The sequence below is a fragment of the Amycolatopsis sp. WAC 04169 genome (assembly GCF_003947535.1).
In the GTDB taxonomy this organism is placed as follows: Bacteria; Actinomycetota; Actinomycetes; order Mycobacteriales; family Pseudonocardiaceae; genus Amycolatopsis; species Amycolatopsis keratiniphila.
The window spans coordinates 115,475-137,529 of sequence record NZ_QHJI01000009.1 but is presented as its reverse complement, the minus strand read 5'-3'; the positions used below and the strand labels follow the sequence as shown (position 1 = coordinate 137,529).

The window sequence follows — 22,055 nt, the reverse complement described above, 5'->3', positions numbered from 1 at the left end:
TCCCATCATCGGATCGGTAGGTGAGGCACGTTACCTGCTTGCTCCCGCAGGGCGGGAGTTGTTGCCCAGGTGATGGACATCATCCCCGGCTGAGTTGCGCTCCGGGACTCTGCAGCAACCTGTTCGCGGTGCCCTCGTGGACCCCGGTCAGCACGTCGACCGAGGCGAGGTCGACGAGTGCTTTCGCGACGTCCGGCGCCGGCGCGTCCGGGTGCAGGGCGCGGTACAGCGCGGCCACCCCGGCGACGTGCGCGGCGGCCGACGACGTGCCGCTGAGCACCCGGCCGCCGCTCCCGCCGGCGTTGGGTCCCGGCACGTCGACGCCGGGGGCGAACAGGTCGACGACCTCGCCGTAGTTCGACGTCGACCCGACCTGGTCACTGGCGTCGGTCGAGCCGACGGTGAGCGCCTCGGTGACCCGGCCGGGTGAGAACTTCCCCGCGTCGGTGGCCTCGCCGCCCGCGGGGAGGGCGATCGGGACGACCGCCGCGAGTGCCCGGACGGCGGCGTCGAGCTGGTCGTTGGCCGCGCCGCCGATACCGAGGACGGCGACGGCGGGCTGCTGTGCGTTCTGCGTCACCCAGTCGATACCCGCGATGATCTTGTCCGTCGCGCCGCCGCCCTGTGCGTCGATCACCCGGACCGGGACGATCTGCGCGGCCTTCGCGACGCCGAAGGTCCTCGAAGCGGCGACACCGGCCAGATACGTGCCGTGACCGTTGGTGTCGGTGGTGTCCGTGCCGCCGTTCAGGAAGTCCTTACCGGGTTTGACGCGGCCGCCGAAGTCCGGATGCGCCGCGTCGACCCCGCTGTCGATCACGTAGACCGTGACGTCCTTGGCGTCGGTCTCGTAGTGGTAGAGCTGATCGAGGCCGGTTCGCTGGTCGATCCGGTCCAGCCCCCAGTTCGGCGGGTTCTGCTGGACTTCCGTCGCGGAGGCGGGCTGCGCCACCAGCACGAGGAGCGCCAGCGCGGCCATGATCCGTACCAGTCGAATGATCATGCCTTGGCTCTACGCCTGTGCCTGCGGGGCGGCAACCCCGGAGTGTCACCCGTTCGACTGGTCTTGGCCGATATGGGCGCTGACCGTCGATTTCGGGAAGCAGACCAGCGCGTCGAACGCCTCCACGACGTCGACGGGGTTGAACAGGTGCGCGTGCCGGATGCTCTGGGGTCCCTCGGTGCCGCGGCGCGCGCGGAGGCCCACCAGGCCGGGGCCTTCGGTCTCGACGCTGCCGTCCACCGGTGCTTCGAGGTCTTGGCGGTACACGGTGAACCCGAGCCGAGCGGTCGCGTCCGGCTTGAGCCCGGTGGTCTCGCCCTCGACCGCGGTGAGCCCGAGCGCGAAGTAGTCTTCGCCGAATTCCGCGGCCAGATGCGTACCGGCCGACGGCGAGGTGAGGCCGGGGAACGGCGAGAACGGCACGCGCTGGAGGTGTCCGTTGTGGAGCATCACGACGATCTTCGTGTCGTCACCGTGAAGCCGCCGGATCAGCCGGACGGTGTCGGCCATGTACGCGTCGCGCGAACCGCTCTGCAGGGCGGGTGCGTCGCCGGACATCATCGCGGCGACCTCGGCGAGGTACGCGTCGACGCGCAGCGCGCCTTCGACGTGATGCTCCGCGACGGCGGTGTCCCCGTAGACGGGACGCAGCGAGGTGAGGTGCGCTTTGAGCCGCGTGAGCGCCGCGGTCGCCTTGTCCTTGGCCGCGTCGTCGAGGGCGGTGTACTTGGCGGGCGCCTCCGCGCTGCTGACCGACGCGTATCCCTTGGTCGCCTCGATGGCCGCGTCGACCAGGCCCGTGGCATTCTCGTCCACAGTGGACAGATAGGCGCGGACGGCGTCGAGCGACGGCACCGGCGAGCCCGCGGAACTCGGTACGTCGAGGCCGTAGTACGCGACGTCGCCCCGTTCACGGAGCCACGTCAGCATTTCGTGCGCCTCGGGCGACTCCCCGAGCGAGAACGTGAACCCGTCGCGACCGATGTCGGCGACGTCCCCGGGGGCGCCCTTCAGCCAGTCTTCGACGAGCTTCCCTTCGGCGAATCCGGATTCGAACGCCACGACGCGGAAGCCGTGCCGCTCGACGAGGTGGCGGAGCAAACGATTGCGCAGGTCGCCGAACTCGTGGATGTGGTGGTTGTTCTCGCCGATGGCGACGATCCTGGCGTCCCCGATGAGTTCGGCGATCTTCGCTGGGTCTGACATACTGGCCACACTAACGCAACAGGAGTAGCAATTGGCAACCTCCGGTACCCAGCGGCCCGGCGGCCGGACCGAGCGCACGCGCCAGGCCGTCCTGCACGCCACCCTCGATCTGCTGGCCGAACGCGGGTTCGGCGAACTGACCGTGGAGGCGGTCGCCGAGCGGTCCGGCGTGCACAAGACCACGGTGTACCGGCGCTGGTCCTCCCCGGACGGGCTCGTCGCCGCCGCGCTGCAGATGGGCGCGGAGGACGACTGGAAGGCACCAGACACCGGGTCGCTCGAAAACGATCTGTACGAAGTGGCCGCGGAAGTGGTGCGGTACTTCACCGAGCCCGCGCTGAAGGAGCTGCCGACGGCGTCGGTACTGGCGGCGTTCCAGTCGCCGCAAGCGGCCGAGGCACTGCACGACTTCTACGCCGACCGGCACGTGCGCATGGTGCCGATCGCGGAACGGGCCGTCGCGCGGGGCGAGATCCCCTCCGGCACGGATGGCGACGAGCTGGTGCGGGCGGTGTGCGGGCCGATCTTCTACCGGCTCTTCCTGTCGCGGGAAAGCGTCACGGTGGCGGAGGCGCGGGTCAGCGCGCGGGCGGTGGCGGTCGCCGCCACCTCCGGCGCCTTCGTCCCCGTCCCGCATTCAGAGGACTAAATGCGGGAGTTCGGAGTGCCAACCGCCGCATTTAGTCCTCTGAATGCGGGAGGTCGGTCAGTTTTACCGTCAGCGCCGGGAAATTTCGGGGTCAGACTGGGCTCTCCGTGCCACGAGAGGGGACCGTCATGACCGGGGAAGTCCGGAACCTGCCGCGGGAGATGCCGCGCCAGCTCAAGATCGTCCGTGTTTTCCTTTGGGTGCAAGCGGTCCTCAACGTCCTCGTCAGCGCGCTCGTGACCGCCCTCGCGATCAACGAACTCGACCACGGCAACGAGGAAGCCGGCCTCGCCCTGGCGCTGGCGATCCTCGGTTTCGTCGTCGCCGTGGTGCTGATCGCTTGCGCGATAAGGATTTCCCACGGTTCGCCCTGGGTGCGGCCGACGGTCATCGCGGTGGAAGGGCTGGCCGTCGTCATGGGCCTGATCAGCCTGGTCAACGGCGGGGCACTCACGCAGCTGATCGGGATGGGCATCGCCGTCGGCATCATCGTCACCCTCAACAAACCCGAGGAAAGCGCCTGGTTCAAGCGCTGACGAGGTCGATCCGGTAGCGCACCTCGGAAAGCGGGACGTCCTCTCCGGGCATGGTGTCGGTCTTCGTCGCCCCGTCCGGGGCCCATCCTCCGGCCGCGTAGAACCGCTGGGCGCGTTCGTTGGTCTCGAGCACCCAGAGCGTCGCCTCGCGGTGCCCCGACTCCCGCAGCGCGGCGACGGCGGTGTCGAGCAGCAGCCTGCCCAGTCCCGTACCCCAGCGCGCCGGTTCGAGGTAGATCGCGCGCAGTTCCCCGCGGATCCGGTCGACGGCGGTGAAGCCGAGGAGCGTTCCGTCTTCGACCAGGACCAGGATGTCGCCCCGGTTGGCGGGATCGGCGAGCGTCCGCTGCCAGCGGGCGGCCCGTCCCTCGACGGAAAGATCGCGAAGGTAGAGCTCGGGCAGCAGGCCCTGATACGCCGACTGCCACGACCGCACGTTCACCTCCGCGATGGGCCAGGCGTCTTCGACGGTCGCGAGGCGGATCGTGGCCATCGTCAGCCCTTCACTTCGCGGGCGGCGAAACCGGTCACGACGGCCAGCGCGAGCACCGCCCCCAGCGCGATCCCCCAGCCCGCGCCGGTGACGCTCGAACTGCTCGGGATCGCATGGACGAGCATGCCCACCATGACGATGCCGCCTCCGGCCACCCCGCCGAGGAAGGCGACCCCGAAGGCCGCCGGCCGCAGCAGCACACCGAGCAGCGTCCCGATCAGGAGCGTCACCGCGACCACGAGGTAGATCGCGGCCTCGTCGGCCCGGCTCGACGAGTAGTCGAACAGTTCGACGACCTCCACCACCAGTCCCGCCGCACATCCGGTCCCGGCCGCGAGGGCCGCGATGGCGAATCCGTCCCTCGGCTTCCCCAGGCCGAGGCGGAAGCTCCGGTCACGCCGCACCGCGATCAGCGCGCAGCCCGCCCCCGCGAGCAGGCAACCGTCGGTCAGCACCAGCAGCACCGGGCCGGACGGGACGGCCGAAAGCAAGGCGAGTCCGCACAGCGCTCCCGGCCCCGCCATCCGGCGTGTCTTCGGCACGAGCATCAGGATCCCCGCCACGATCGCGAAGACACCGAGCGGTATGACCGTCCAGCCGCCGTCTTCGAAGAACTCCTCCAAGCTGTCGCTGAGCGCGAAACTGATGGGCACGAGGTACACCGCGGCAACGAACGCCAGCACACTCGCGGCGACGTCGAACGGCTCGAACTTCGGCGGCGGAGCCACGGTCTCGACCGGCGGCGCGGGTTTCGGCGCGGGCTCCGGGCGCGACACCGGCACCCGCGCGGGTTCCGCGACGACCTGGCCTTCGACCCGCACCACGAGCTCGCCGGTCGGTCCGGTCACCGTGATCCGCCCGTCGAACGCCCCGAGCTCCGACAGCTCCAGGGCGACCTCGGCGCCGTCGCCGTCTTCGGTCACCCGCAGCCACGAATGCGACGAGGCGAAGTGGCACGCCCGCGCGATCGGCGGCCCGGCCAGGCGGACGCGCGCCACCGGCCGCGTCCCCCGGACGACATCGCCGAACCGGAGCACTGCGGATTCGGCCCGCACCCGCGCTTCCCGCCGTGCCAGGTCGGCGGCCTCGGCGATATGCCGGATGTCGGTCTGCGCCATCGTGGTGAGGACCTCGTGCGCCCCGATGGCGACCGAGAGGTTCTCGCTCGTCAGCCGTCGCTGGAGCTCGGTCACCGCGCCGAGGCGGGTGAACATGTTGGGATCCTCGCTCGCCGCGCGCAGATCGGCCGGGACCGGCGACGGTTTGATCCGGCGGCGCCTGCTCCTGGCCAGGTACAACTCGCCCTGCATCTCGATGTCGCGGCTGGGCGTCTGATTCGGATTCCGCTCCCGCACACTGTCGAACAGGTAGTCGTAGAGCTCGCCGAGCGCGATCCAGCCGTCCTCGTCGCGGTCCGCGTCGCCCGTCCGCAGCCCCTCGACGAGCGCCGAGGTGAACACCGACGGCCGCGCGTGGCCGTCGGCGAGATGATCGCCCTCGAAGGCGTACTCGATGGAGTTCGACGCGGTGATCACCGCCCGGCCGCGGCCGCCGAAACCCCCGCCGGGGAACGCGTCGAGCACGTTGGCCTCGCCGGTGGCGCGCACGGCCACGCCTTGGCTGAAAGCGCCGCCGTAGCAGCAGTCCAGCAGGAGGACGATGCTCCGCGACCGGCTCATCCGCATGCAGCGCTGGACGAAGTCGGCGGGGACGGCGGTCGACGCGAGCCGCTCCGGCCGGGTGTTGCGGGCGGCGAAGAACAGCTCGCCCGATTCGCTTTTCAAACCGTGGCAAGAGAAATGCACCATCAGGACGTCGTCCGGCGCGCTGTCGGCGAACAGATCCTCGACCCGGCCCGCGATCACGTGCGCGGTCTCGTCGCGCACCACCTGGACGTCGAACTCGCTGACGGCCCGGTCGCCGAGGACCTCGGCGAGCGCCTCGGCGTCGGCGGCCGGGGACCGCAGCGCGCTCAGCCCGGCGTTGTCGTACTCCCCGTTGGCGATGATCAGGGCCCGCCGCTCGCCGGTCATGACGGCGAATGCCTGCTCACGAACAGATCGACGAGTTTGTCCTGCTCGGTGAGCGACGCTTCGGAGAGCTCCAGCACATCGCCGTCGATCTCCAGACGGATCGTGCGCTTCACCCGTCCACCGCGCGCAAGCCATTCCCGCACGGCCGCCACCACCGAGCGCAGGCCCTCGGCGGACTTCCCCAGCGTGACCAGCAGACCGCCCGCCGTCGCCACGTCGAAGCCCCGCGAACCGGGTGGCGCCTCACCGGCGGGCAACGCCTTGACGTCGGCGACCCCGCGTTCGATCAGTTCCCCTCGGAGGTACCCGGCGAGCTGGTCGACCCGTTCCGCGTCGGCCCCGTCCTCGCCGAGCCGGATCCGCACCGCTGCTGTCATCCCGGCCTCCCTCGCCCGTACGGATCGAGGAAAACCCCTCTGCCCGGCCGGCGGCAAGGTCCGATCGGGCAGAGATGTTCACGTCAGCTTTTTTCCAGGTACTCCACGCGATCTTCGTCGACGACGTCGGCGATCATGTGCGCCAGCCCCAAGTAATTCCCCAAGGCCGGGTCCTTTTCGACGATTTCCGACGCGCGGGCCCTCGCCTCGGCGATGACCTCTTCGTCCTGCAGCAACGACAGCAGCTTCAGCGTCGATTTCTTCCCCGACTGCGCGGCGCCGAGGATGTCGCCCTCGCGGCGCAGCTCCAGGTCCATTCTGGACAGTTCGAAACCGTCCGTCGTGGACTCGACGGCGGCGAGCCGCTCGCGGGTGGTCGTCCCGTCCAGGGCTTCGGTGACCAGCAGGCACAGCCCCGGCACGCTGCCCCGGCCCACCCGGCCGCGCAACTGGTGCAGCTGGCTGATGCCGAAGCGGTCGGCGTCCATGATCACCATCGCGGTCGCGTTCGGCACGTTCACTCCGACCTCGATCACCGTGGTGGCGACGAGCACGTCCAGATCACCCCTGGAGAACGCCTGCATCACGGCGTCCTTGTCGTCGGCGGGCATCCGGCCGTGCAGGGCGCCGATCTTCAGCCCCTTCAACGGTCCTTCGGCCAGGTCGGGCGCCACGTCGAGGACCGCGAGCGCGGGCCGCTTGTCCCCCTTGTCCGAGGCAGGCTCGTCACCGATGCGCGGGCAAACGATGTACGCCTGGTGCCCCTTGCCGCATTCCTCGCGGACCCGCTGCCACGCCCGGTCCAGCCACGCGGGCCGCTCCGCGACCGGCACCACCGACGTCTTGATCGGCGACCGGCCGACCGGCATCACGCGCAGCGCGGACGTCTCCAGATCGCCGTAGACGGTCATCGCGACCGTGCGCGGGATGGGCGTCGCCGTCATGACGAGCACGTGCGGACTGGTCTCGTCGGAGCCGCGGGAGCGCAGCGCGTCCCGCTGCTCCACGCCGAAGCGGTGCTGCTCGTCGACCACGACCAGGCCGAGATCCGCGAAGGACACCGTGTCCTGGATGAGCGCGTGCGTGCCGACGACGATCCCGGCCTCGCCGCTGACCGTCTCCAGCAACGCCTTCTTGCGTTCCTTGGCGCCCATCGACCCGGTCAGCAGGGTCACCCGCGTCGCGTTCTCCGCGCCGCCGAGTTCGCCGGCCTGCCCGAGGTCGCCGAGCATCTCGCGCAGCGACCGGGCGTGCTGCGCGGCGAGGACCTCCGTCGGCGCGAGCATCGCCGCCTGCCGTCCGGAATCGACGACCTGCAGCATGGCGCGCAACGCGACCACGGTCTTGCCGGAACCGACCTCGCCCTGCAGCAGCCGGTTCATCGGATGCTCGGTGGACAGATCGCGGGCGATCTCGTCGCCGATCTCCTGCTGGCCCGACGTCAGCGCGAACGGGAGCCGCTTGTCGAAGGCGTCGAGGATGCCGCCTTCGGTGTGCGGACAGGCTTTCGCGGGCCGCGACACCAGGGAATGCCGTCGCTGCGCGAAAATCAGCTGCACCGCCATGGCTTCGTCCCATTTGAGCCGCCGGCGCGCGGAGTTCAGCGCGTCCCAGCCCGACGGGCGGTGGATGCCGCGCAGCGCGCTTTCCAGGCTGGGCAGGCCGTACTGCGCGAGCAACTCGATCGGCATCGGGTCCTCGTCGACCTCCAGCACGTCCAGCACCTGCCGCACGGCCTTGGCGATCACCCACGTCGGGATCCCCTGCGCCGCCGGGTACACCGGGATGATCTCGGCGAGGAAGTCGTCCATCGCCTCGGCCTGCCGGTCGGCGTCGAACAGTTCGTACTCGGGGTTCGCCAGTTGCAGGACGTCGCGGAAGGCGGTGACCTTGCCCGCGAAAAGCCCGTTCTTGCCGGGCACGAGCTCCTTTTCACGCCAGGCCTGGTTGAAGAAGGTGCACTGCAGGCGGCGTTTGCCGTCGGTGATCACCATTTCGAGCAAGGTGCCGCTGCGTGCCTTCATCCGGCGCTTGTTGACCCGCTCGATCCGCGCCATCACGGTGGCGTGCTCGCCGAGTTCGAGCCCGGCGATGTCGGTGAGCTGGCCGCGCTCGGCGTAGCGGCGGGGATAGTGGCGCAGGAGGTCGCTGACCGTCTCGATCTTGAGGCCCTTGGCGAGGGCCTTCGCCGTCGCCGCGCCCACGACCAGCTTGAGGTCCGCGCGCAGGTTGGTCATGCGGTCACTCCACCCCCATCAGCAGCACGGCGTCGGTTTGGCCGCCCGCGTAACTCGTCAATTCGACCTCGGGATGCTCCAGGCGGAGCTGATCGGCCAGCTCACCCGGCAGCCGGACCGGCGCGTCCACGCCGGTCAGCACGGTGACCAGCTCGCCGCCGAGGGCCAGCATCCGGTTCAGCACGCCGACCGCCGCCGCGACCAGGCTCGTCTCCGAGGCGGGCGCGGGCTCGATCGACACGACCTCGCCGTCGACGAGGCCGACGACGTCACCGGCCTGCGCCCGGCCCACCCAGGTTAGCGACTCCTCCTGCGCGATCCGCAGTTCGCCACGCCTGGTCGCGGCCGCCGCTTCGGCCATGGCGACCACGTCGTCGTTGGTGCGGCGGTCCTTGTCGTGGACGGCCAGCGCGGCGAGCACCTGGACGGGTGAAACGCACGGGATGACGACGACGTCGCGATCCGCCGCCATCGCGTGCCCGGCCGCCGCGTCGGCCGCCGCGGTCAGCTGCTGACCGCCGGGAAGAACGGTGACGTGATGGCCGGCGGCCTCGTTGATCAGGCCCAGCATCTCCTCGACCGTCGGCGAGGCCCCGGGCGGGACCGACAGCACCGCGACCCCCTCGGCACGCAACAGCTCGGCGAGCGGCCCGCCGTGGACCACGGCGACCACCGACCGGTCGATCCCGCCGCCGACCTCGACCGGGGTGGGCGTGATCAGCGGCTCGACCCGGACCCGGCGGGGACGGCCGAGCTCGATCCCGGCCTCCAGCGCCGCGCCGATGTCCGCACAGTGGACATGGACGGCGTACGCGCCCGCGCCGTCCCCGGCGACCGTGACGCTGTCGCCGAGGCCGCTGAGGGTCTTGCGAAGCCCGGGAAGGCTGTCTTCGTCGACGCCGTCGAGCAGGTACATGACCTCCCACGCGGTCGGCGCGTCGATCGTGTGATGGTGATGCGCTTCGAGCGGGTGCTCCGGCTCGGTGAGACCGCCGGAGATCACGCCGTGCAGGGCGTCGAGGACCGCGACCAGGCCGCGGGCACCCGCGTCGACCACCCCGGCCACCGCCAGGACGGGCAGCTGCTTCGGGGTCTCTTCGAGCGCTTCGGCCGCGACGCTCGCCGCTTCGGCTGCCACCTCTTCGAGTGAGCCCGTCGCGTCGCGGACGGCCGCGGCGACGGTGTGAAGGACGGTCAGGATGGTCCCGGCCACCGGACGGCTCACCGCACCCGTGGCGGCCCTGTCCGCGCAGCCGAGCGCCTCCGCGAGCCCCGGCCCGTCGAGCTCCCTGGCGGCCGCCGACTCGGCGATCCCGCGCACGACCTGCGACATGATCACACCGGAGTTGCCCTTGGCCGCCGCGACCGCGCCCTTGGCGAACGCCGTCAGCGCCTCGGCGGTCGTCGCCGGCTCGGCCTCCGCCAGCGCGTCGCGGGCCGCGGTCATGGTGAACAGCAGGTTGGAGCCGGTGTCGGAGTCGGCGACCGGGTAGACGTTGATGCCGTCGATCGACGGCCGCAGCACCGCCAAGCTGTGCACACAGGCCGCGGACCAAGCCGAGACCGCCGCCACGTCCAGCACCCGCACGCCGTAACCTCCTACCTGTTCCAGCGAGGGTATCGACCCGGTGCCGGAGGGCTCTGAGCCACTGGTTACTATGGTCGAGTTGCCCAGCATGCTGGGCGCATCATTCTTTGTCCCAGATCCAGAGGAGTTCGACGTGGCTGCCGTGTGCGACGTCTGTGGCAAGGGACCGGGCTTTGGCAAGTCGGTCTCGCACTCCCACCGGCGTACCAACCGCCGGTGGAACCCGAACATCCAGACCGTTCACGCCAAGATCGGTCTGTCCCAGCGCAAGCGCCTGAACGCCTGCACCTCGTGCATCAAGGCGGGCAAGGTCGTTCGCGGCTGAGCCGGGTTTTTGGGGAATGGCGGGTGCTCTTCGGAGCACCCGCCATTTTTTGTGCTCTGGTGGCGTCGGGTCCGCGCTGTCCGTGAAGGCCTCCTTGAGGGACTCTGGGTCCCTCAAGGAGGCCTTCACGGAATGGAAACCTTCCCGCGCGCCTCAGTAGCACCACCAGTCACAACGGGTGCGCGTGAAGGCCCCCTTCCCACGGCTGAGCCGAGGAAACTTGACCTTCACGCCTTCTGAGTACATGAAGGACCCCTTCCTTGCGCCTAGGTACAGGAAGGGGTCCTTCATGTACAGGGGAGCGACCGCCTCACGCGGAGTCCGTGAAACTTCGGGAGTCACAGCGGTCACTGCTGTCACAGAAGCGCGTGAAGGTCCCCTTCCCTCGGCTGAGCCGAGGGAAGGGGACCTTCACGCGCAAAAGCTCAGGGGAGCTTCCACTCCACCGGACCGGCACCCTGCTGCTCCAGCAGCTGATTCGCCCGGCTGAACGGCCGCGACCCGAAGAAGCCGGCATGCGCCGAAAGCGGGCTCGGGTGCGCCGACTCGATGCACGGCACCTTCCCCAGCATCGGCTTCAGGTTCCGCGCGTTGCGGCCCCACAGGATCGCCACCATCGGCTCGTCCCGCGCCGCGAGGGCCTTGATGGCCTGCTCGGTGACCGCTTCCCAGCCCTTGCCCTGATGCGAGTTCGACTTGCCCGGCTGCACGGTCAGCGACCTGTTGAGCAGCAGGACCCCCTGGTCGGCCCACGGCGTCAGGTCGCCGTTCGACGGCAGCGGGTGCCCGAGGTCTTCGCAGTACTCCTTGTAGATGTTGATCAGGCTCTTCGGGATCGGCCGGACGTCCGGCGCCACCGAGAAGCTCAGCCCGACCGCGTGCCCGGGCGTCGGGTACGGGTCCTGGCCGACGATCAGCACCCGCACGTCGTGGAACGGCTGCTGGAACGCCCGCAGCACGTGTTCACCCGCCGGGAGATAGGTCCGGCCCGCGGCGATCTCCGCGCGGAGGAACTCCCCCATCGCGGCGACCTGCGGCGCCACCGGTTCGAGGGCCTGCGCCCAGCCTGCTTCGACGATGTCCTGCAGCGGTCGTGCGGTCACGGCGTGCGAGCTTACTCACGTCACGCGAGCCGCCGGAGTTCGGCCCGGAACCGCGCCGCGCGCTCGACATACCCGTCCACCACGAGCTTGATCATGTCCGGCCCGAACGACGTGTTCGGCCGCGTCTTCGCGGGCACGCCGAGCGCGATGTGCCCACTGTCCACATAGGACCCATAGGAGAGAACCGCGCCCGCGCCGACCATCCCGCCGTCTTCGACGACGGTTCCGTTCAGCACCACCGAACCCGAAGCGATCAGGCAGCCTTCGCCGATCCGCGCGCCCTCGATGTGCACGGAATGCCCGACGGCGGAGGACTTCCCGATGATCGTCGGCTCCTTGCGGGTGCAGTGCAGCACGCAGCCGTCCTGGACGTTGGACCGCTCGCCGATCTCGATGTAACCGTGGTCGCCTCGCAACACCGTCTGCGGCCAAACCGACGCGAAAGCCGCGATCCGGACGTCGCCGATCACCGTCGCGTCAGGGTGGACGTAGGCGTCCGGGTGGATCGAGGGTTCGAGGTCACCCAGTGCGTAGATCGGCATACGTCCTCCTAGACCAGCGACTTGCCGTAGCAGATGCTTCCCTGCTCGTCCTTGTAGTACCCGAAGCCCGGGATCACCCGGTAACCCGCCGACTCGTACAGCGCGATGGCCTCCGGCTGCTTGTCCCCGGTCTCCAGCACCATCCGCAGCCGTCCGGCCTCGGCGGCCGTCCGTTCCAGGTCGGCGAGCAGCGCCCGCGCGAGGCCGCGGCCGCGCGCCGAGGCCATCACGAACATCCGCTTGATCTCGGCGTCGCCGGGCAGCAGCGGATCCGGCCCGTCGTGCGCCCGCCAGGCACCACAGGCGACCGGGACGTCGTCGAGGTAGGCGGCCAGGAACAGTCCCTTCGGCGGGGCGAACTGCGCCGCGTCCATGGGCGTCTCGTCTTCGCTGCCGTACCGGGCGGCCAGCTCGAGCTGCGCTTCGGCCAGCAGTTTCACCGCGTCGGGGTGGTCGTAGGCCAGCACACGAAGGTCCATGGGCGCGAGATTAGCGATCGGCCCTCCCACGGGGGAAGCGAGCGCTAGGTTCTGCCCATGTCGATCGAAGCAGGCCTCGCCGAGGCGCGACTCCGCCAGGCCCGCAATTCCGCCGCCTTCTGGGCCGCCACGGGCCGCTCCCGCGGTCACGAAGTGATCCGCCGCAACGGTTTTCTCGCCGTCGTCGGTGACGAGCGCGCGGGATTGCGTGTCCTGATCCAGGAACCCGGCCTCACCGACGACGAGGTGGCGGAGATCACGGAGCTGGCTCGGCGGGCGAAGGGTCCGGTGGACGCCGAGGATCCCTTCAGTGTCACCGATCTGAGCCACCTCGGGGATATGCGCAGCTGGCGGATGCCCGTCATGCTGCGGCCTCCCTCCCCGGTCGCCGAACCCTCGATGGAGGTGGTCCGGGTCCACGGGGAGGAAGACCTGCGGGCGGCCGAACGCGCGGTCATCGCGGGCTTCGAACTCGACCGGTTCGAGCCCTACCGCGCGGGAGAGATGTTCCCCCTGGCCCTGCTCGGCGAGCCGGGTGTCGAGGTGTTCATCGCGCGGCTCGACGGCGAGGTCGCCGGGGCGTGCGTCACCGTCGTCGAGAACGGCTTCGGCAGCCACTACTGGGTCGGCACGCCGCCGGCTTTCCGCTCCCGCGGCGTCGGGCGAGCCGTGATGCTCGGCTCTCTCGTCCCCTTGGCGGAAAAGCCGGTGACCCTCACCGCGTCCAAAGCGGGCAGGCCGTTGTACGAATCCCTCGGGTTCACCGTCGCCGGCGAGTCGACCTGGTGGGCGTCCCGCTCCTAACGCCAGTGCTGCCAGCCGCTGTTGTGGCCGTACCGCTTCCCGTCCACGGTGACCCCCGAATCCGGCATGGTGACGACGCCGATCTCGGTCCAGCCCTCGGGCAGTTCGGCGAACGAGGGGAAGGTGGCCGCGAACGCGTGGTCCTCGCCGCCGGTGAGCACCCATTTCAGCGGGTCGGCGCCGAGCGCGGTGCCGACTTCGGTGAGCCTGCTCGACACGTCGAGGTCCGCCGTCCGCACGTCGATCCCCACGCCCGAGGCCTCGGCGATGTGGCCGAGGTCGGACAGGAGCCCGTCGGACACGTCGATCATCGAGGTCGCACCGCCGTCGGCCGCGCGGATACCCGCTTCGTAGTCCGGTTCGGGGCAGCGCTGCGCGTTGACCACACTGACCGGTGACCGGAAACCCCGGCCGAGCACGGCGAGACCGGCGGCCGCCCAGCCGAGCCGTCCGCAGACCGCGACGACGTCGCCGGGACGCGCGCCGGACCGCGTCACCGGCTCCCGGCCGCCGAGGTCACCCAGCGCGGTGACACTGATCACGATCTGATCGGCGCGCACCATGTCGCCGCCCACGATCCCGACGCCCGCGCGATCGGCCTCCAGCCACATGCCCTGGGTGAGTTCGGTGACGAGGGCCGTCGGGGTGTCCGAGGGACAGGCGAATCCCATGAGGACGGACGTCGGGCGGGCGCCCATCGCGGCGATGTCGGTGAGGTTCACCGCGACCGCCTTGCGGCCCACCTGCTCGGCACTGGACCAGTCGAGGCGGAAGTGGACGCCCTGCACGAGGACGTCGGTGGACGCCACCGTCCGGCCGTCCGGGGTGGCCACGACGGCCGCGTCGTCCCCCGGTCCGAGCAGCGTCGACTCCGGCTGTTTCCGGTCCGCCGTCACCGCTTCGATCAACCGGAATTCACCGGTCCCGGCGACCGTGCCGTCGTTCGGTGACACCCGTCACCTCCACTTTCCCTTGTCCGGACAAATGTCGATCACCGATAGTCGGAAGCCCTAGGTTTTTCCCGGGGCTGGCGATACGTTGCTACAACGTTCCTACCTTGAGCCGACTTTTACGAAGGGGCGCGCCGTGGTCCACGCATACATCCTCATCCAGACCGAGGTCGGCAAGGCCGCCGCGGTCGCCGCGGAGATCTCCACCATCTCCGGTGTCACCAGTTCGGAGGATGTCACCGGCCCGTACGACGTCATCGTCAAGGCCGCCGCCGACACCGTCGACCAGCTCGGCCAGCTCGTGGTCGCCAAGGTGCAGAACGTGGAGGGCATCACGCGTACGCTGACCTGCCCGGTGGTGCATCTGTAAGAGGTGGTGTAGTGGTCCGGTGGCTGACACGGACACCGGCGCTCCGCCGAAACCTCTGCTGATCGCGGCCGCCTGCCTGGCGATCCTGCTCGTCGCGGGCGTGGCCGTCTTCGGGCTGACCCGCGGCGCGGAATCCGACGCCCCGGCCGCGGACGGCCCGCTTCCGCTCGTCCCGGTCCCGGCGCCGCAGTCGGGGTCACCCGAATGCGCGAAACTCATCGGCGCGCTCCCCCACGAGCTCACGTCGTCCGGCACCACGCTGGTCCGGCGGACGCTGGCCGATCCGGCCCCCGAGGCGACGATCGGCTGGGGCACCGGCGATCCGGTGGTCCTGCGGTGCGGTCTCGGCAAGCCGCCGGAGCTGACCCGGACCTCGCAGCTGCGGACGATCAACACCGTCCAGTGGCTGCAGGTCGAGGGTGAGGGCACCGCGACGTGGTTCGTGGTGGACCGTCCCGTCTACACCGCGCTCACCGTGCCGGACACCGCGGGGACGGGGCCGCTCCAGACGGTTTCGGACGTCATCGCCGCCAACCTCCCCGCGGTGCCGCTGCGGTTCTGAGCACTCAGGGCAGGAGCAGGCTCTTCCCGGTGTACCGCCGCGCCTCGATGTCCGAGTGCGCGGCGGACGCCTCCGCCAGCGGATACGTCCGGCCGATGACCGGGGTCACCGTTCCTTCGGCCGCCCGCCGCAGGATCTCCCGCACCCGGCGCGGGTTGTCGGGCCAGAAGCCGACCAGCTGCGCCATGTCCACAACGGACAGCCGGGCGCGGTCGGCGTCACCGATCACCGTCTCCGCTCCGCTGGACATGCCGTAGCCGGAGAACCGGCCGCCGTTCGCCAGCAAGGCGAGCGATGCGGCGCCGAGTTCACCTCCGACGCCGTCGAAGACCACGTCCAGGCGATGGCCGCCGGTGAGAGCGAGCACGTCGCCCGTCCAGTCCGCCGCCGAGTAGTCCACCGGCTCGGCGCCCAGTTTCCGCGCGATCGCCGCCTTTTCCTCACCACGGACCGCCGCCACGACCGTCGCGCCCGCCGCGCGGGCGAGCTGCACCAGCACGCTGCCGAGCCCACCCACCCCCGGCATCACCAGGATTCGCTCCCCGGCGGCGACCGGGGTCTTCTCCAGCAGCGCCAGCGCGGTACTGCCGTCGTCGAACAGGGCCACCGCGTGCCGCGGATCCAGCCGCTCCGGGATCGGGAAGGTGTCGTCCGGCAGTGCGACGACCGTGTCCGCGTATCCCCCGCCATAGCCGCCCGGAGCGTGGGTGAGGACCACCTTGCCCAGCCATGCCTCGTCGACGCCGGCGCCCACCGCGTCGACGGTGCCCGCCACCGATCCGCCCGGCACGTACGGCGGCTCGACGGCGAACACGTCGGGGCCGTCACCCCGCCGGATGAGGGCGTCGAGCCAGCCGACCCCGGCAGCCGTCACCGCGACGCGGAGCTCCCCCGCCCCGGGTTGGGGAGTGGGCATTTCGACCTGTTCGAGGACGCTGGGATCGCCGAACCGGGACACTCTGATCTCACGCATGACCGCAAGCTATGACCTCCAGCTTGGTCGAGGTCAACCGAGCACGGCGATCAGCGGTTTGAGCGCGGAGTGGAGCGCCTCGCGGGAGCAACCCGCGTAACCGATGAGGTTCCCGAACACCGTCGGCGTCCCGGCGAAGTGCCGGGCCAGCCCGTCGAGCCGGATCCCGGCGCGTTCCGCCGCCGCCGTCCGCGCCGCCTCCTCGTCCGCGGATCCACAAGGGACGACCAGATGCGCGCCCGCGTCGTCGCCGAGCACCGGGATCCCCGCCGACGTCAGCGCGGCCGAGACCAGGGACCGGCGCTCCGACAGTTCCCGCCGGAGCTTCCGCAGATGCCTGCCGAGATCGCCGTGCCGCGCCAGTTCGGCGAGCACCCGCTGCCCCGCGGGCGACGGCCGTGTGCCGGTCGCCTCGCGGTACTCCAGCACCGAGGCCGCGACCGGGGCCGGCGCGACCATCCAGCCCGCGCCCAGCGCCGGGGTGAGGATCTTGCTGCTCGTCCCGAGATGCGCGACGACGTCGGGCGCGAGCGCGGCCAGCAGCGGCAGCGGCGCGACGTCGAACCGCAGCTCGCCGTCGTAGTCGTCCTCGATCACCAGCATGCCGTGGGCGCGGGCGAGTTCGACCAGGTCGACGCGGCGCGACGCGCTCATCCGGCTACCGAGCGGATACTGGTGCGCGGGCGAGCAGTACACCGCGCGCACGTCGGCGGGGACGGCGTCCGGGCGCAGGCCCTCTTCGTCGACCGGGACGGGCACGACCTCCATCCCCGCCCGGCGGAACGCCTGCACGGCCCGCTGATAACCCGGCTCTTCGATCGCGACGCGGTCACCGCGCGAGAGCATCGCCCCCGCGAGTTCGATCACCGCGGCCGTCGTGCCGCCGGTCGCGAGCACCGTTCCGGCGGCGAGACCGCGGTGCCGCAGCAGATGTTCGGAGACAGCGTCCCGGTACGCGAGCAGCCCGGCCCGGTCCTCGCGGTAGGTCGGGCGCGGATCGGCGGCGGCCCGCCACGCGCGGCGCCAGGCGGCCTTCTCGACGCCGTCGGCCCATGGGACACCCGGGGTGAGGTCGACCAGCGTGGGCGGCGCGGCGGGTGCGCCGGGAGCGGGGCCCTTCGACGGCCTGTCCGCGGGCGGCGTGGTGGTGACGTACGTGCCGGAGCCGTGACGGCCCGCGATCCAGCCCTCCGCGTGGAGCTGCTCGTACGCGGCCGACGTCACCGTGCGGCTGACGCCGAGACGGCTCGCGAGCGCCCTGGTCGAGGGCAGCCGGTCCCCGCCGCGCAGATGCCCGTCGCCCGCGGCCGCGCGCAACGCGTCGGCCAGCTGAACCGCGAGCGGGACGACCGAATCGCGGTCGAGACTGACCGGCAGGGCGGTGTCGGACATGGCGTACTCCTGAAGTGGACTTCTCAAGTATAGGAGAATTGGACATTATTACAGGCCACTCGCGTGGGTGAGACTGATCGCATGTCCACCCCGCTCTCGCCCACCGACCGGACCACCCTCGGCCGCAAGAAGAACCGCGCGCTCACCGACCGCTCCGCGCTGTACGCGGTGCTCGACGAAGGCCTGATCTGCCATCTGGGCGTCGTGCGCGACGGCGTCCCGCTGGTCATCCCGACCGGCTACGGCCGCGACGGGAACACGCTCTACCTGCACGGATCAACCGGGGCGAGGAGTATGCGCGACTCCGACGGCGTCGAGGTCTGCGTGACGGTGACCCTGCTCGACGGCATCGTGTACGCGCGCTCGGTCAACAACCACTCGATGAACTACCGCAGCGCGGTGATCCTGGGGAAGGCGGCCGCGGTCACCGATCGCGACCGGAAGATGCACGGCCTCCACGTGCTGACCGACCACCTCGCGCCCGGTTCGTGGGAACACGCGCGGGACATCAACGCGAAGGAGTTCGCGTCCGTTTCGGTGCTGGAACTGGACCTCACCGAGGCGTCGGTGAAGATGCGCGGCGAAGGCCCGGATGATCCCGAGGACGAGGTCGCGGCCGATCTCTCGTGGGCGGGGGTGCTGCCGGTGCGGACTGTGTTCGGGGAGCCGGAACCGTCGGTGGACCTGGTCGGTGAGTGGACGGTGCCGGATCACGTGAAGCGGCGGGTCGGGTAGCCGGTCGCCAACGCCATGAACGGTCCGTTCCTTGCAAAATTTGCAAGGAACGGACCGTTCATAGCGCGCGGAGCGCCGGTCACGAGCGGCGGCGCGGCAGCCGCACGGTGAACGTCGTCGCCCCCGGCACGCTCTCCACCTCGATCGTCCCGCCGTGCGCCGAAACCAGCGAGAGCACCACCGAGAGCCCGAGCCCGGTCCCGCCGTTGCCGCGGGTGCGAGCGGTGTCCACCCGGTAGAACCGGTCGAAGATCCGTTCCCGCGCCTCCGGCGGGATCCCGGGCCCGGCGTCGCTCACCCGCACGACGACCTCGGAATCCGACGCCGCGGCCGACAACGTCACCGCGGTCCCGGGCGGCGTGTGCACCGCCGCGTTGGCGAGCAGGTTGTCCAGCACCTGCCGCAGGCGCACCGGATCCGCTTGCAGGACAACACCTTCCGGTAACGCGCCGACGCTCAGCGGATGCTCCGGGCGTCCGGCCGCGAAGGCCTCCCCCGCGTCGGTGATCAGCTCGGCGACATCGACGGCGACCAGCCGCAGCGGCGCCTCGGTCTCCGGCGCGTCGAGGCGCGCGAGGAGCAGGAGGTCGTCGACGAGCACGCTCATCCGCTGCGTCTCTTCCCGGATCTTCGACAGATGCGCCTCGCGTTCGGCGGGCTCGTTCGCCGCGGCGTACCGGAAAAGCTCGGCGTAGCCCCGGATCGACGTCAGCGGCGTGCGCAGTTCGTGGGAGGCGTCGGCGATGAACCGCCGCAGCCGTTCGTTCGCCTCCCGGCGCGCGACCAGCGAGGAATCCAGATGCGCCAGCATGACGTTGAACGCGGTCCGCAGTTCCTCGACCTCGGCGCCGCCGCCACTCGCCTGCGCGCGCACCGGGAGGTCGGCGTTCGTGGTGAGGTCGTGCGACGCGATGTCGTGCGCCGTCCCGGCCATGTCGCTCAGCGGCCGCAGCCCGCGCCGCAGCACCAGCCGCCCCGCGATCACCAGCACCGCGAGCGCCAGCAGGAACGCGACCACCTCGACCATGATCAGCTGGCTGACCGTCCGGTCCAGATCCGCCTGCGGCGCGGCGCTGACCAGCACGATGTTCTGCGCCGGTTCGATCGGGCAGGCCCGGACCCGGTACGTGCCCTTGTCCTCGATGTAGACGGTGCGCAGGACCTCGGTCCGCGTCGCGTCCTCGGCGACCTTTTCGAGCGCTTTCGTGTCCGGCGGCAGGGAACCGCCCGCCTGCGGCAGCGCGTCGCCGTTCTGCACCGCGAAGACGGCGGAGAACCAGCCGTAGGCCTGCTGAGGTTTCCCGCCGTGCGTGGTGCGCAGCGACGGCACCTGGCTGATCTGGGTCTTGGCGAGCTGTTCGTCGAGCCGGTCGTTCAGATAGCCCTTCATGATGCCGACCATCACGGTGCCGACCACGGCGAACACGACCAGCGCCAGCGCGCCGAGCCCGAGCGCCAGCCGGGTCCCGAGCCTCGATCGGCGCCAGGCGTCGTACCACCGGCGCAACATCTTCATCTCGCCGCCTGCCGCACGACGTAGCCCACGCCGCGGACGGTGTGGATCAGCGGCTCGTCGCCCGTGTCGAGTTTGCGGCGCAGGTGCGAGATGACGAGTTCGACCACATTGGACCGGCCGCCGAAGTCGTACTCCCAGACGTGGTCGAGGATCTGCGCCTTCGTCATCACCGAGGGCGAATGCCGCATGAGGTAGCGCAGCAGTTCGTATTCGGTCGGGGTCAGGTCGGCCGGTTTGCCGTCGCGGGCGACCTCGCGGGTGTCCTCGTTGAGGGTCAGGTCGCCGACCCGCAGCACCGCGGCCTTCGCCTGGTTGGTGCTCCGCCGCAGGACCGCGCGCAGCCGCGCCATCAGTTCCTCGACGGAGAACGGCTTGACGAGGTAGTCGTCACCGCCCCGGGTGAGCCCGGCGACGCGATCCGCGGTCGCGTCCTTCGCGGTGAGGAAGACCACGGGCACCGCCGTCCCGGCCTCGCGGAGCTTGTCCAGCACGGTGAACCCGTCGATCCCGGGCAGCATCAGGTCGAGCACGACGATGTCGGGCACGAATTCGGCCGCCTTGGCCAGCGCGGCCTCGCCCGATCCGGCGGTCACGGCCTGCCAGCCCTCGTAGCGGGCGACGGTGGCCACCAGATCGGCGATATGCGGCTCGTCGTCCACCACCAGCAGGCGCACGGGGTTCTCGGTGTTCACGTGGCCATCCTCCGTGAACGCGCGCGCGAGGGCGAGGCGGGACCGCACACGACAGCAAGCCGACAGCTTCCGCCAAGAAAGGTCACAGGTTGGCACAGCAGGCTCGGCACTTGAACCAGCCTGGAAGGGGCCACGTGTGACCACCATGACGCAGACCGCCGTGAAACCGCGCCCGGCGATCCGGCCCAGGATCGCCGCGCGCGCCGGGCTCTTCCTCTTCCTCGGGGCCAACGTGGCCGCCGTGACCATGCTGTTCTTCGCCGCCGGGCCGTCGGACAACGTGCTCATCAGCATCGGCAGGCTCGCCGGGCTGTACGGGGCGCTGACGATGGCGTTCCAGCTACTGCTGGTCGCCCGGCTGCCGTGGCTCGACCGCCGCCTCGGCATGGACCGGCTCACCGGCTGGCACCGCTGGACCGGGTTCGCCCTGCTGTGGACGCTGCTCGCCCATTTCGTGTTCATCGTCTTCGGCTACGCGCAGGTCGAGGACAACGGTGTGGTGGACGAGTTCGTCACGATGGTGACCAAACTGGAGGGGATCCTGCGCGCGGTCGTCGCGTTCGCGCTGATCCTGCTCGTCGGCGCCGTCTCCGCCCGGTTCGCCCGGCGACGGCTGGCGTACGAGACCTGGCATTTCATCCACCTCTACACCTACGCCGCGGTCGTGCTGGCGTTCACGCATCAAATCGCGCTGGGCGGATCGTTCGCGTCTTCGCCGGGGGCCCAGGTCTACTGGTGGGCCGTGTGGGGTGTCGCGCTCGGCTCGGTCGTCGCCGGCCGGATGGTGCTGCCGCTGGCGCGGAATCTGCGGCACCGGCTGAAGGTCGTCGCCGTGGTGCCCGAATCCCACGACGTCGTCTCGGTGTACATCTCCGGCAAGGATCTCGACAAGATGCCCGCGAGGGCGGGCCAGTTCTTCCTGTGGCGCTTCATGACCAGGGATCGTTGGTGGCAGGCGAATCCGTTCTCGCTCTCCGCCGCGCCGGACGGCCGCACCCTGCGGCTGACCGCGAAGGCCGCCGGCGACGGCAGCGCGTCCTTGCGGTCGCTCAAGGTCGGCACCCGGGTGTTCGCCGAAGGCCCGTACGGCGCGTTCACCACGATGCACCAACAGAAGCCGGACGCGCTGCTGGTCGCGGGCGGCGTCGGGATCACCCCGGTCCGCGCGCTGCTGGAGGAGATCTCCGGGCACGTCGTGGTGCTCTACCGCGTCCGCGACGAACGCGACGCCGTCCTCCTGCCGGAGCTGATCGGCTTGGCCAGGGCGCGCGGCGCGGTCGTCCGAGTCCTCAGTGGACCGTCCGATCAGGCCGGTCCGGTGCTCGGCGCCCCCAATCTGCGGCGCCTGGTGCCGGATATCGCGGAGCGGGACGTCTTCGTCTGCGGCCCGCCCGGGATGACCTCGGCGACGCTGCGCAGCCTGCGGGAACTGCGGGTGCCGGGCAGCCAGGTCCACGCCGAACGTTTCAGCCTCGCCGCCTGAACCAGGG

The 22,055-nt window shown here is 70.6% G+C and carries 23 protein-coding genes; 8 read left to right on the top strand and 15 right to left on the bottom strand.

Annotated features, from left to right (window positions below):
* Window positions 1–79: 79 nt before the first annotated feature.
* Both DMC61_RS25850 and DMC61_RS25845 read right to left on the bottom strand, forming a co-directional pair.
* On the bottom strand, window positions 80–979 hold the full coding sequence (locus tag DMC61_RS25850; RefSeq protein ID WP_125692431.1) for a S8 family peptidase: 900 nt from the start codon (window positions 977–979) through the stop codon (window positions 80–82).
* A 69-nt stretch (window positions 980–1,048) separates the two neighbouring features.
* A complete protein-coding gene (locus tag DMC61_RS25845) occupies window positions 1,049–2,209 on the bottom strand; it encodes an erythromycin esterase family protein (protein WP_125691962.1) in 1,161 nt (386 codons plus the stop codon).
* 31 nt (window positions 2,210–2,240) lie between these two features.
* Here DMC61_RS25845 and DMC61_RS25840 point away from each other — a divergent pair, with 31 nt between their 5' ends.
* Complete coding sequence (locus tag DMC61_RS25840; protein ID WP_125691960.1) at window positions 2,241–2,858, top strand: TetR/AcrR family transcriptional regulator; 618 nt, start codon at window positions 2,241–2,243, stop codon at window positions 2,856–2,858.
* Between the two features lie 128 nt (window positions 2,859–2,986).
* Window positions 2,987–3,394, top strand: a complete 408-nt coding sequence (locus DMC61_RS25835) for a hypothetical protein (protein ID WP_125691958.1) — start codon at window positions 2,987–2,989, stop codon at window positions 3,392–3,394.
* On the opposite strand, the gene DMC61_RS25830 is transcribed toward DMC61_RS25835, so the two are convergent.
* The 5 genes from DMC61_RS25830 to DMC61_RS25810 form a co-directional block, all read right to left on the bottom strand.
* Entirely contained in the window at window positions 3,384–3,887 is a 504-nt protein-coding gene (locus DMC61_RS25830; RefSeq protein ID WP_125691956.1) for a GNAT family N-acetyltransferase, read from the bottom strand. The two genes, DMC61_RS25835 and DMC61_RS25830, sit on opposite strands and share 11 nt — an antisense overlap.
* A gap of 2 nt (window positions 3,888–3,889) precedes the next feature.
* A complete protein-coding gene (locus tag DMC61_RS25825) occupies window positions 3,890–5,920 on the bottom strand; it encodes a caspase family protein (RefSeq protein WP_125691954.1) in 2,031 nt (676 codons plus the stop codon).
* A complete protein-coding gene (locus DMC61_RS25820; protein ID WP_125691952.1) occupies window positions 5,917–6,297 on the bottom strand; it encodes a hypothetical protein in 381 nt (126 codons plus the stop codon). The genes DMC61_RS25825 and DMC61_RS25820 overlap by 4 nt, the downstream gene beginning before the upstream one ends.
* Window positions 6,298–6,380: 83 nt before the next feature.
* Window positions 6,381–8,534, bottom strand: coding sequence for an ATP-dependent DNA helicase RecG (gene recG, locus DMC61_RS25815; protein WP_125691950.1), 2,154 nt, complete (start codon window positions 8,532–8,534; stop codon window positions 6,381–6,383).
* A gap of 4 nt (window positions 8,535–8,538) precedes the next feature.
* Window positions 8,539–10,122 (bottom strand): DAK2 domain-containing protein, encoded by a 1,584-nt coding sequence (locus DMC61_RS25810; protein WP_125691948.1) that lies wholly within the window; start codon window positions 10,120–10,122, stop codon window positions 8,539–8,541.
* Window positions 10,123–10,255: 133 nt separating this feature from the next.
* Here DMC61_RS25810 and rpmB point away from each other — a divergent pair, with 133 nt between their 5' ends.
* Window positions 10,256–10,447 (top strand): 50S ribosomal protein L28, encoded by a 192-nt coding sequence (rpmB, locus tag DMC61_RS25805; protein WP_007031450.1) that lies wholly within the window; start codon window positions 10,256–10,258, stop codon window positions 10,445–10,447.
* Window positions 10,448–10,872: 425 nt separating this feature from the next.
* On the opposite strand, the gene DMC61_RS25800 is transcribed toward rpmB, so the two are convergent.
* Genes DMC61_RS25800 through DMC61_RS25790 form a run of 3 tightly spaced genes read right to left on the bottom strand, consistent with a single transcriptional unit; the run spans window position 10,873 to window position 12,571 of the window.
* Window positions 10,873–11,550, bottom strand: coding sequence for a uracil-DNA glycosylase (locus DMC61_RS25800; RefSeq protein ID WP_125691946.1), 678 nt, complete (start codon window positions 11,548–11,550; stop codon window positions 10,873–10,875).
* Window positions 11,551–11,570: 20 nt separating this feature from the next.
* The gene (locus DMC61_RS25795; RefSeq protein WP_125691944.1) at window positions 11,571–12,092 is read right to left on the bottom strand and encodes a gamma carbonic anhydrase family protein; all 522 of its coding nucleotides are present in this window, start codon (window positions 12,090–12,092) and stop codon (window positions 11,571–11,573) included.
* A gap of 8 nt (window positions 12,093–12,100) precedes the next feature.
* A complete protein-coding gene (locus DMC61_RS25790) occupies window positions 12,101–12,571 on the bottom strand; it encodes a GNAT family N-acetyltransferase (RefSeq protein WP_016336427.1) in 471 nt (156 codons plus the stop codon).
* Between the two features lie 57 nt (window positions 12,572–12,628).
* On the opposite strand from DMC61_RS25790, the gene DMC61_RS25785 reads away from it, so the two are divergent.
* Window positions 12,629–13,375: a GNAT family N-acetyltransferase gene (locus DMC61_RS25785; protein WP_125691942.1), complete on the top strand. Its 747-nt coding sequence runs from the start codon at window positions 12,629–12,631 to the stop codon at window positions 13,373–13,375.
* Here the strand turns inward: DMC61_RS25785 and DMC61_RS25780 are convergent.
* Window positions 13,372–14,328 (bottom strand): thiamine-phosphate kinase, encoded by a 957-nt coding sequence (locus DMC61_RS25780; RefSeq protein WP_125691941.1) that lies wholly within the window; start codon window positions 14,326–14,328, stop codon window positions 13,372–13,374. The two genes, DMC61_RS25785 and DMC61_RS25780, sit on opposite strands and share 4 nt — an antisense overlap.
* Before the next feature lie 133 nt (window positions 14,329–14,461).
* On the opposite strand from DMC61_RS25780, the gene DMC61_RS25775 reads away from it, so the two are divergent.
* Both DMC61_RS25775 and DMC61_RS25770 read left to right on the top strand, forming a co-directional pair.
* On the top strand, window positions 14,462–14,695 hold the full coding sequence (locus DMC61_RS25775) for an Lrp/AsnC ligand binding domain-containing protein (protein WP_005160289.1): 234 nt from the start codon (window positions 14,462–14,464) through the stop codon (window positions 14,693–14,695).
* A 19-nt stretch (window positions 14,696–14,714) separates the two neighbouring features.
* The gene (locus DMC61_RS25770; RefSeq protein WP_016336430.1) at window positions 14,715–15,257 is read left to right on the top strand and encodes a DUF3515 domain-containing protein; all 543 of its coding nucleotides are present in this window, start codon (window positions 14,715–14,717) and stop codon (window positions 15,255–15,257) included.
* A gap of 4 nt (window positions 15,258–15,261) precedes the next feature.
* Here the strand turns inward: DMC61_RS25770 and DMC61_RS25765 are convergent, their stop codons facing one another.
* Window positions 15,262–16,230 carry a zinc-binding dehydrogenase gene (locus DMC61_RS25765; protein ID WP_125691939.1) on the bottom strand — a complete coding sequence of 323 codons (969 nt, stop codon included), beginning with the start codon at window positions 16,228–16,230 and terminating at the stop codon, window positions 15,262–15,264.
* A gap of 33 nt (window positions 16,231–16,263) precedes the next feature.
* A complete protein-coding gene (locus DMC61_RS25760) occupies window positions 16,264–17,622 on the bottom strand; it encodes a PLP-dependent aminotransferase family protein (RefSeq protein WP_125691937.1) in 1,359 nt (452 codons plus the stop codon).
* 81 nt (window positions 17,623–17,703) lie between these two features.
* On the opposite strand from DMC61_RS25760, the gene DMC61_RS25755 reads away from it, so the two are divergent.
* The gene (locus DMC61_RS25755) at window positions 17,704–18,357 is read left to right on the top strand and encodes a pyridoxamine 5'-phosphate oxidase family protein (RefSeq protein ID WP_016336433.1); all 654 of its coding nucleotides are present in this window, start codon (window positions 17,704–17,706) and stop codon (window positions 18,355–18,357) included.
* A gap of 79 nt (window positions 18,358–18,436) precedes the next feature.
* On the opposite strand, the gene DMC61_RS25750 is transcribed toward DMC61_RS25755, so the two are convergent.
* Complete coding sequence (locus DMC61_RS25750; protein ID WP_125691936.1) at window positions 18,437–19,873, bottom strand: cell wall metabolism sensor histidine kinase WalK; 1,437 nt, start codon at window positions 19,871–19,873, stop codon at window positions 18,437–18,439.
* Window positions 19,870–20,565 (bottom strand): response regulator transcription factor, encoded by a 696-nt coding sequence (locus DMC61_RS25745; protein WP_038522680.1) that lies wholly within the window; start codon window positions 20,563–20,565, stop codon window positions 19,870–19,872. Before DMC61_RS25745 ends, DMC61_RS25750 begins: the two co-directional genes overlap by 4 nt.
* 145 nt (window positions 20,566–20,710) lie before the next feature.
* Here DMC61_RS25745 and DMC61_RS25740 point away from each other — a divergent pair, with 145 nt between their 5' ends.
* The gene (locus DMC61_RS25740) at window positions 20,711–22,048 is read left to right on the top strand and encodes a ferric reductase-like transmembrane domain-containing protein (protein ID WP_125692429.1); all 1,338 of its coding nucleotides are present in this window, start codon (window positions 20,711–20,713) and stop codon (window positions 22,046–22,048) included.
* Window positions 22,049–22,055 lie beyond the last annotated feature (7 nt).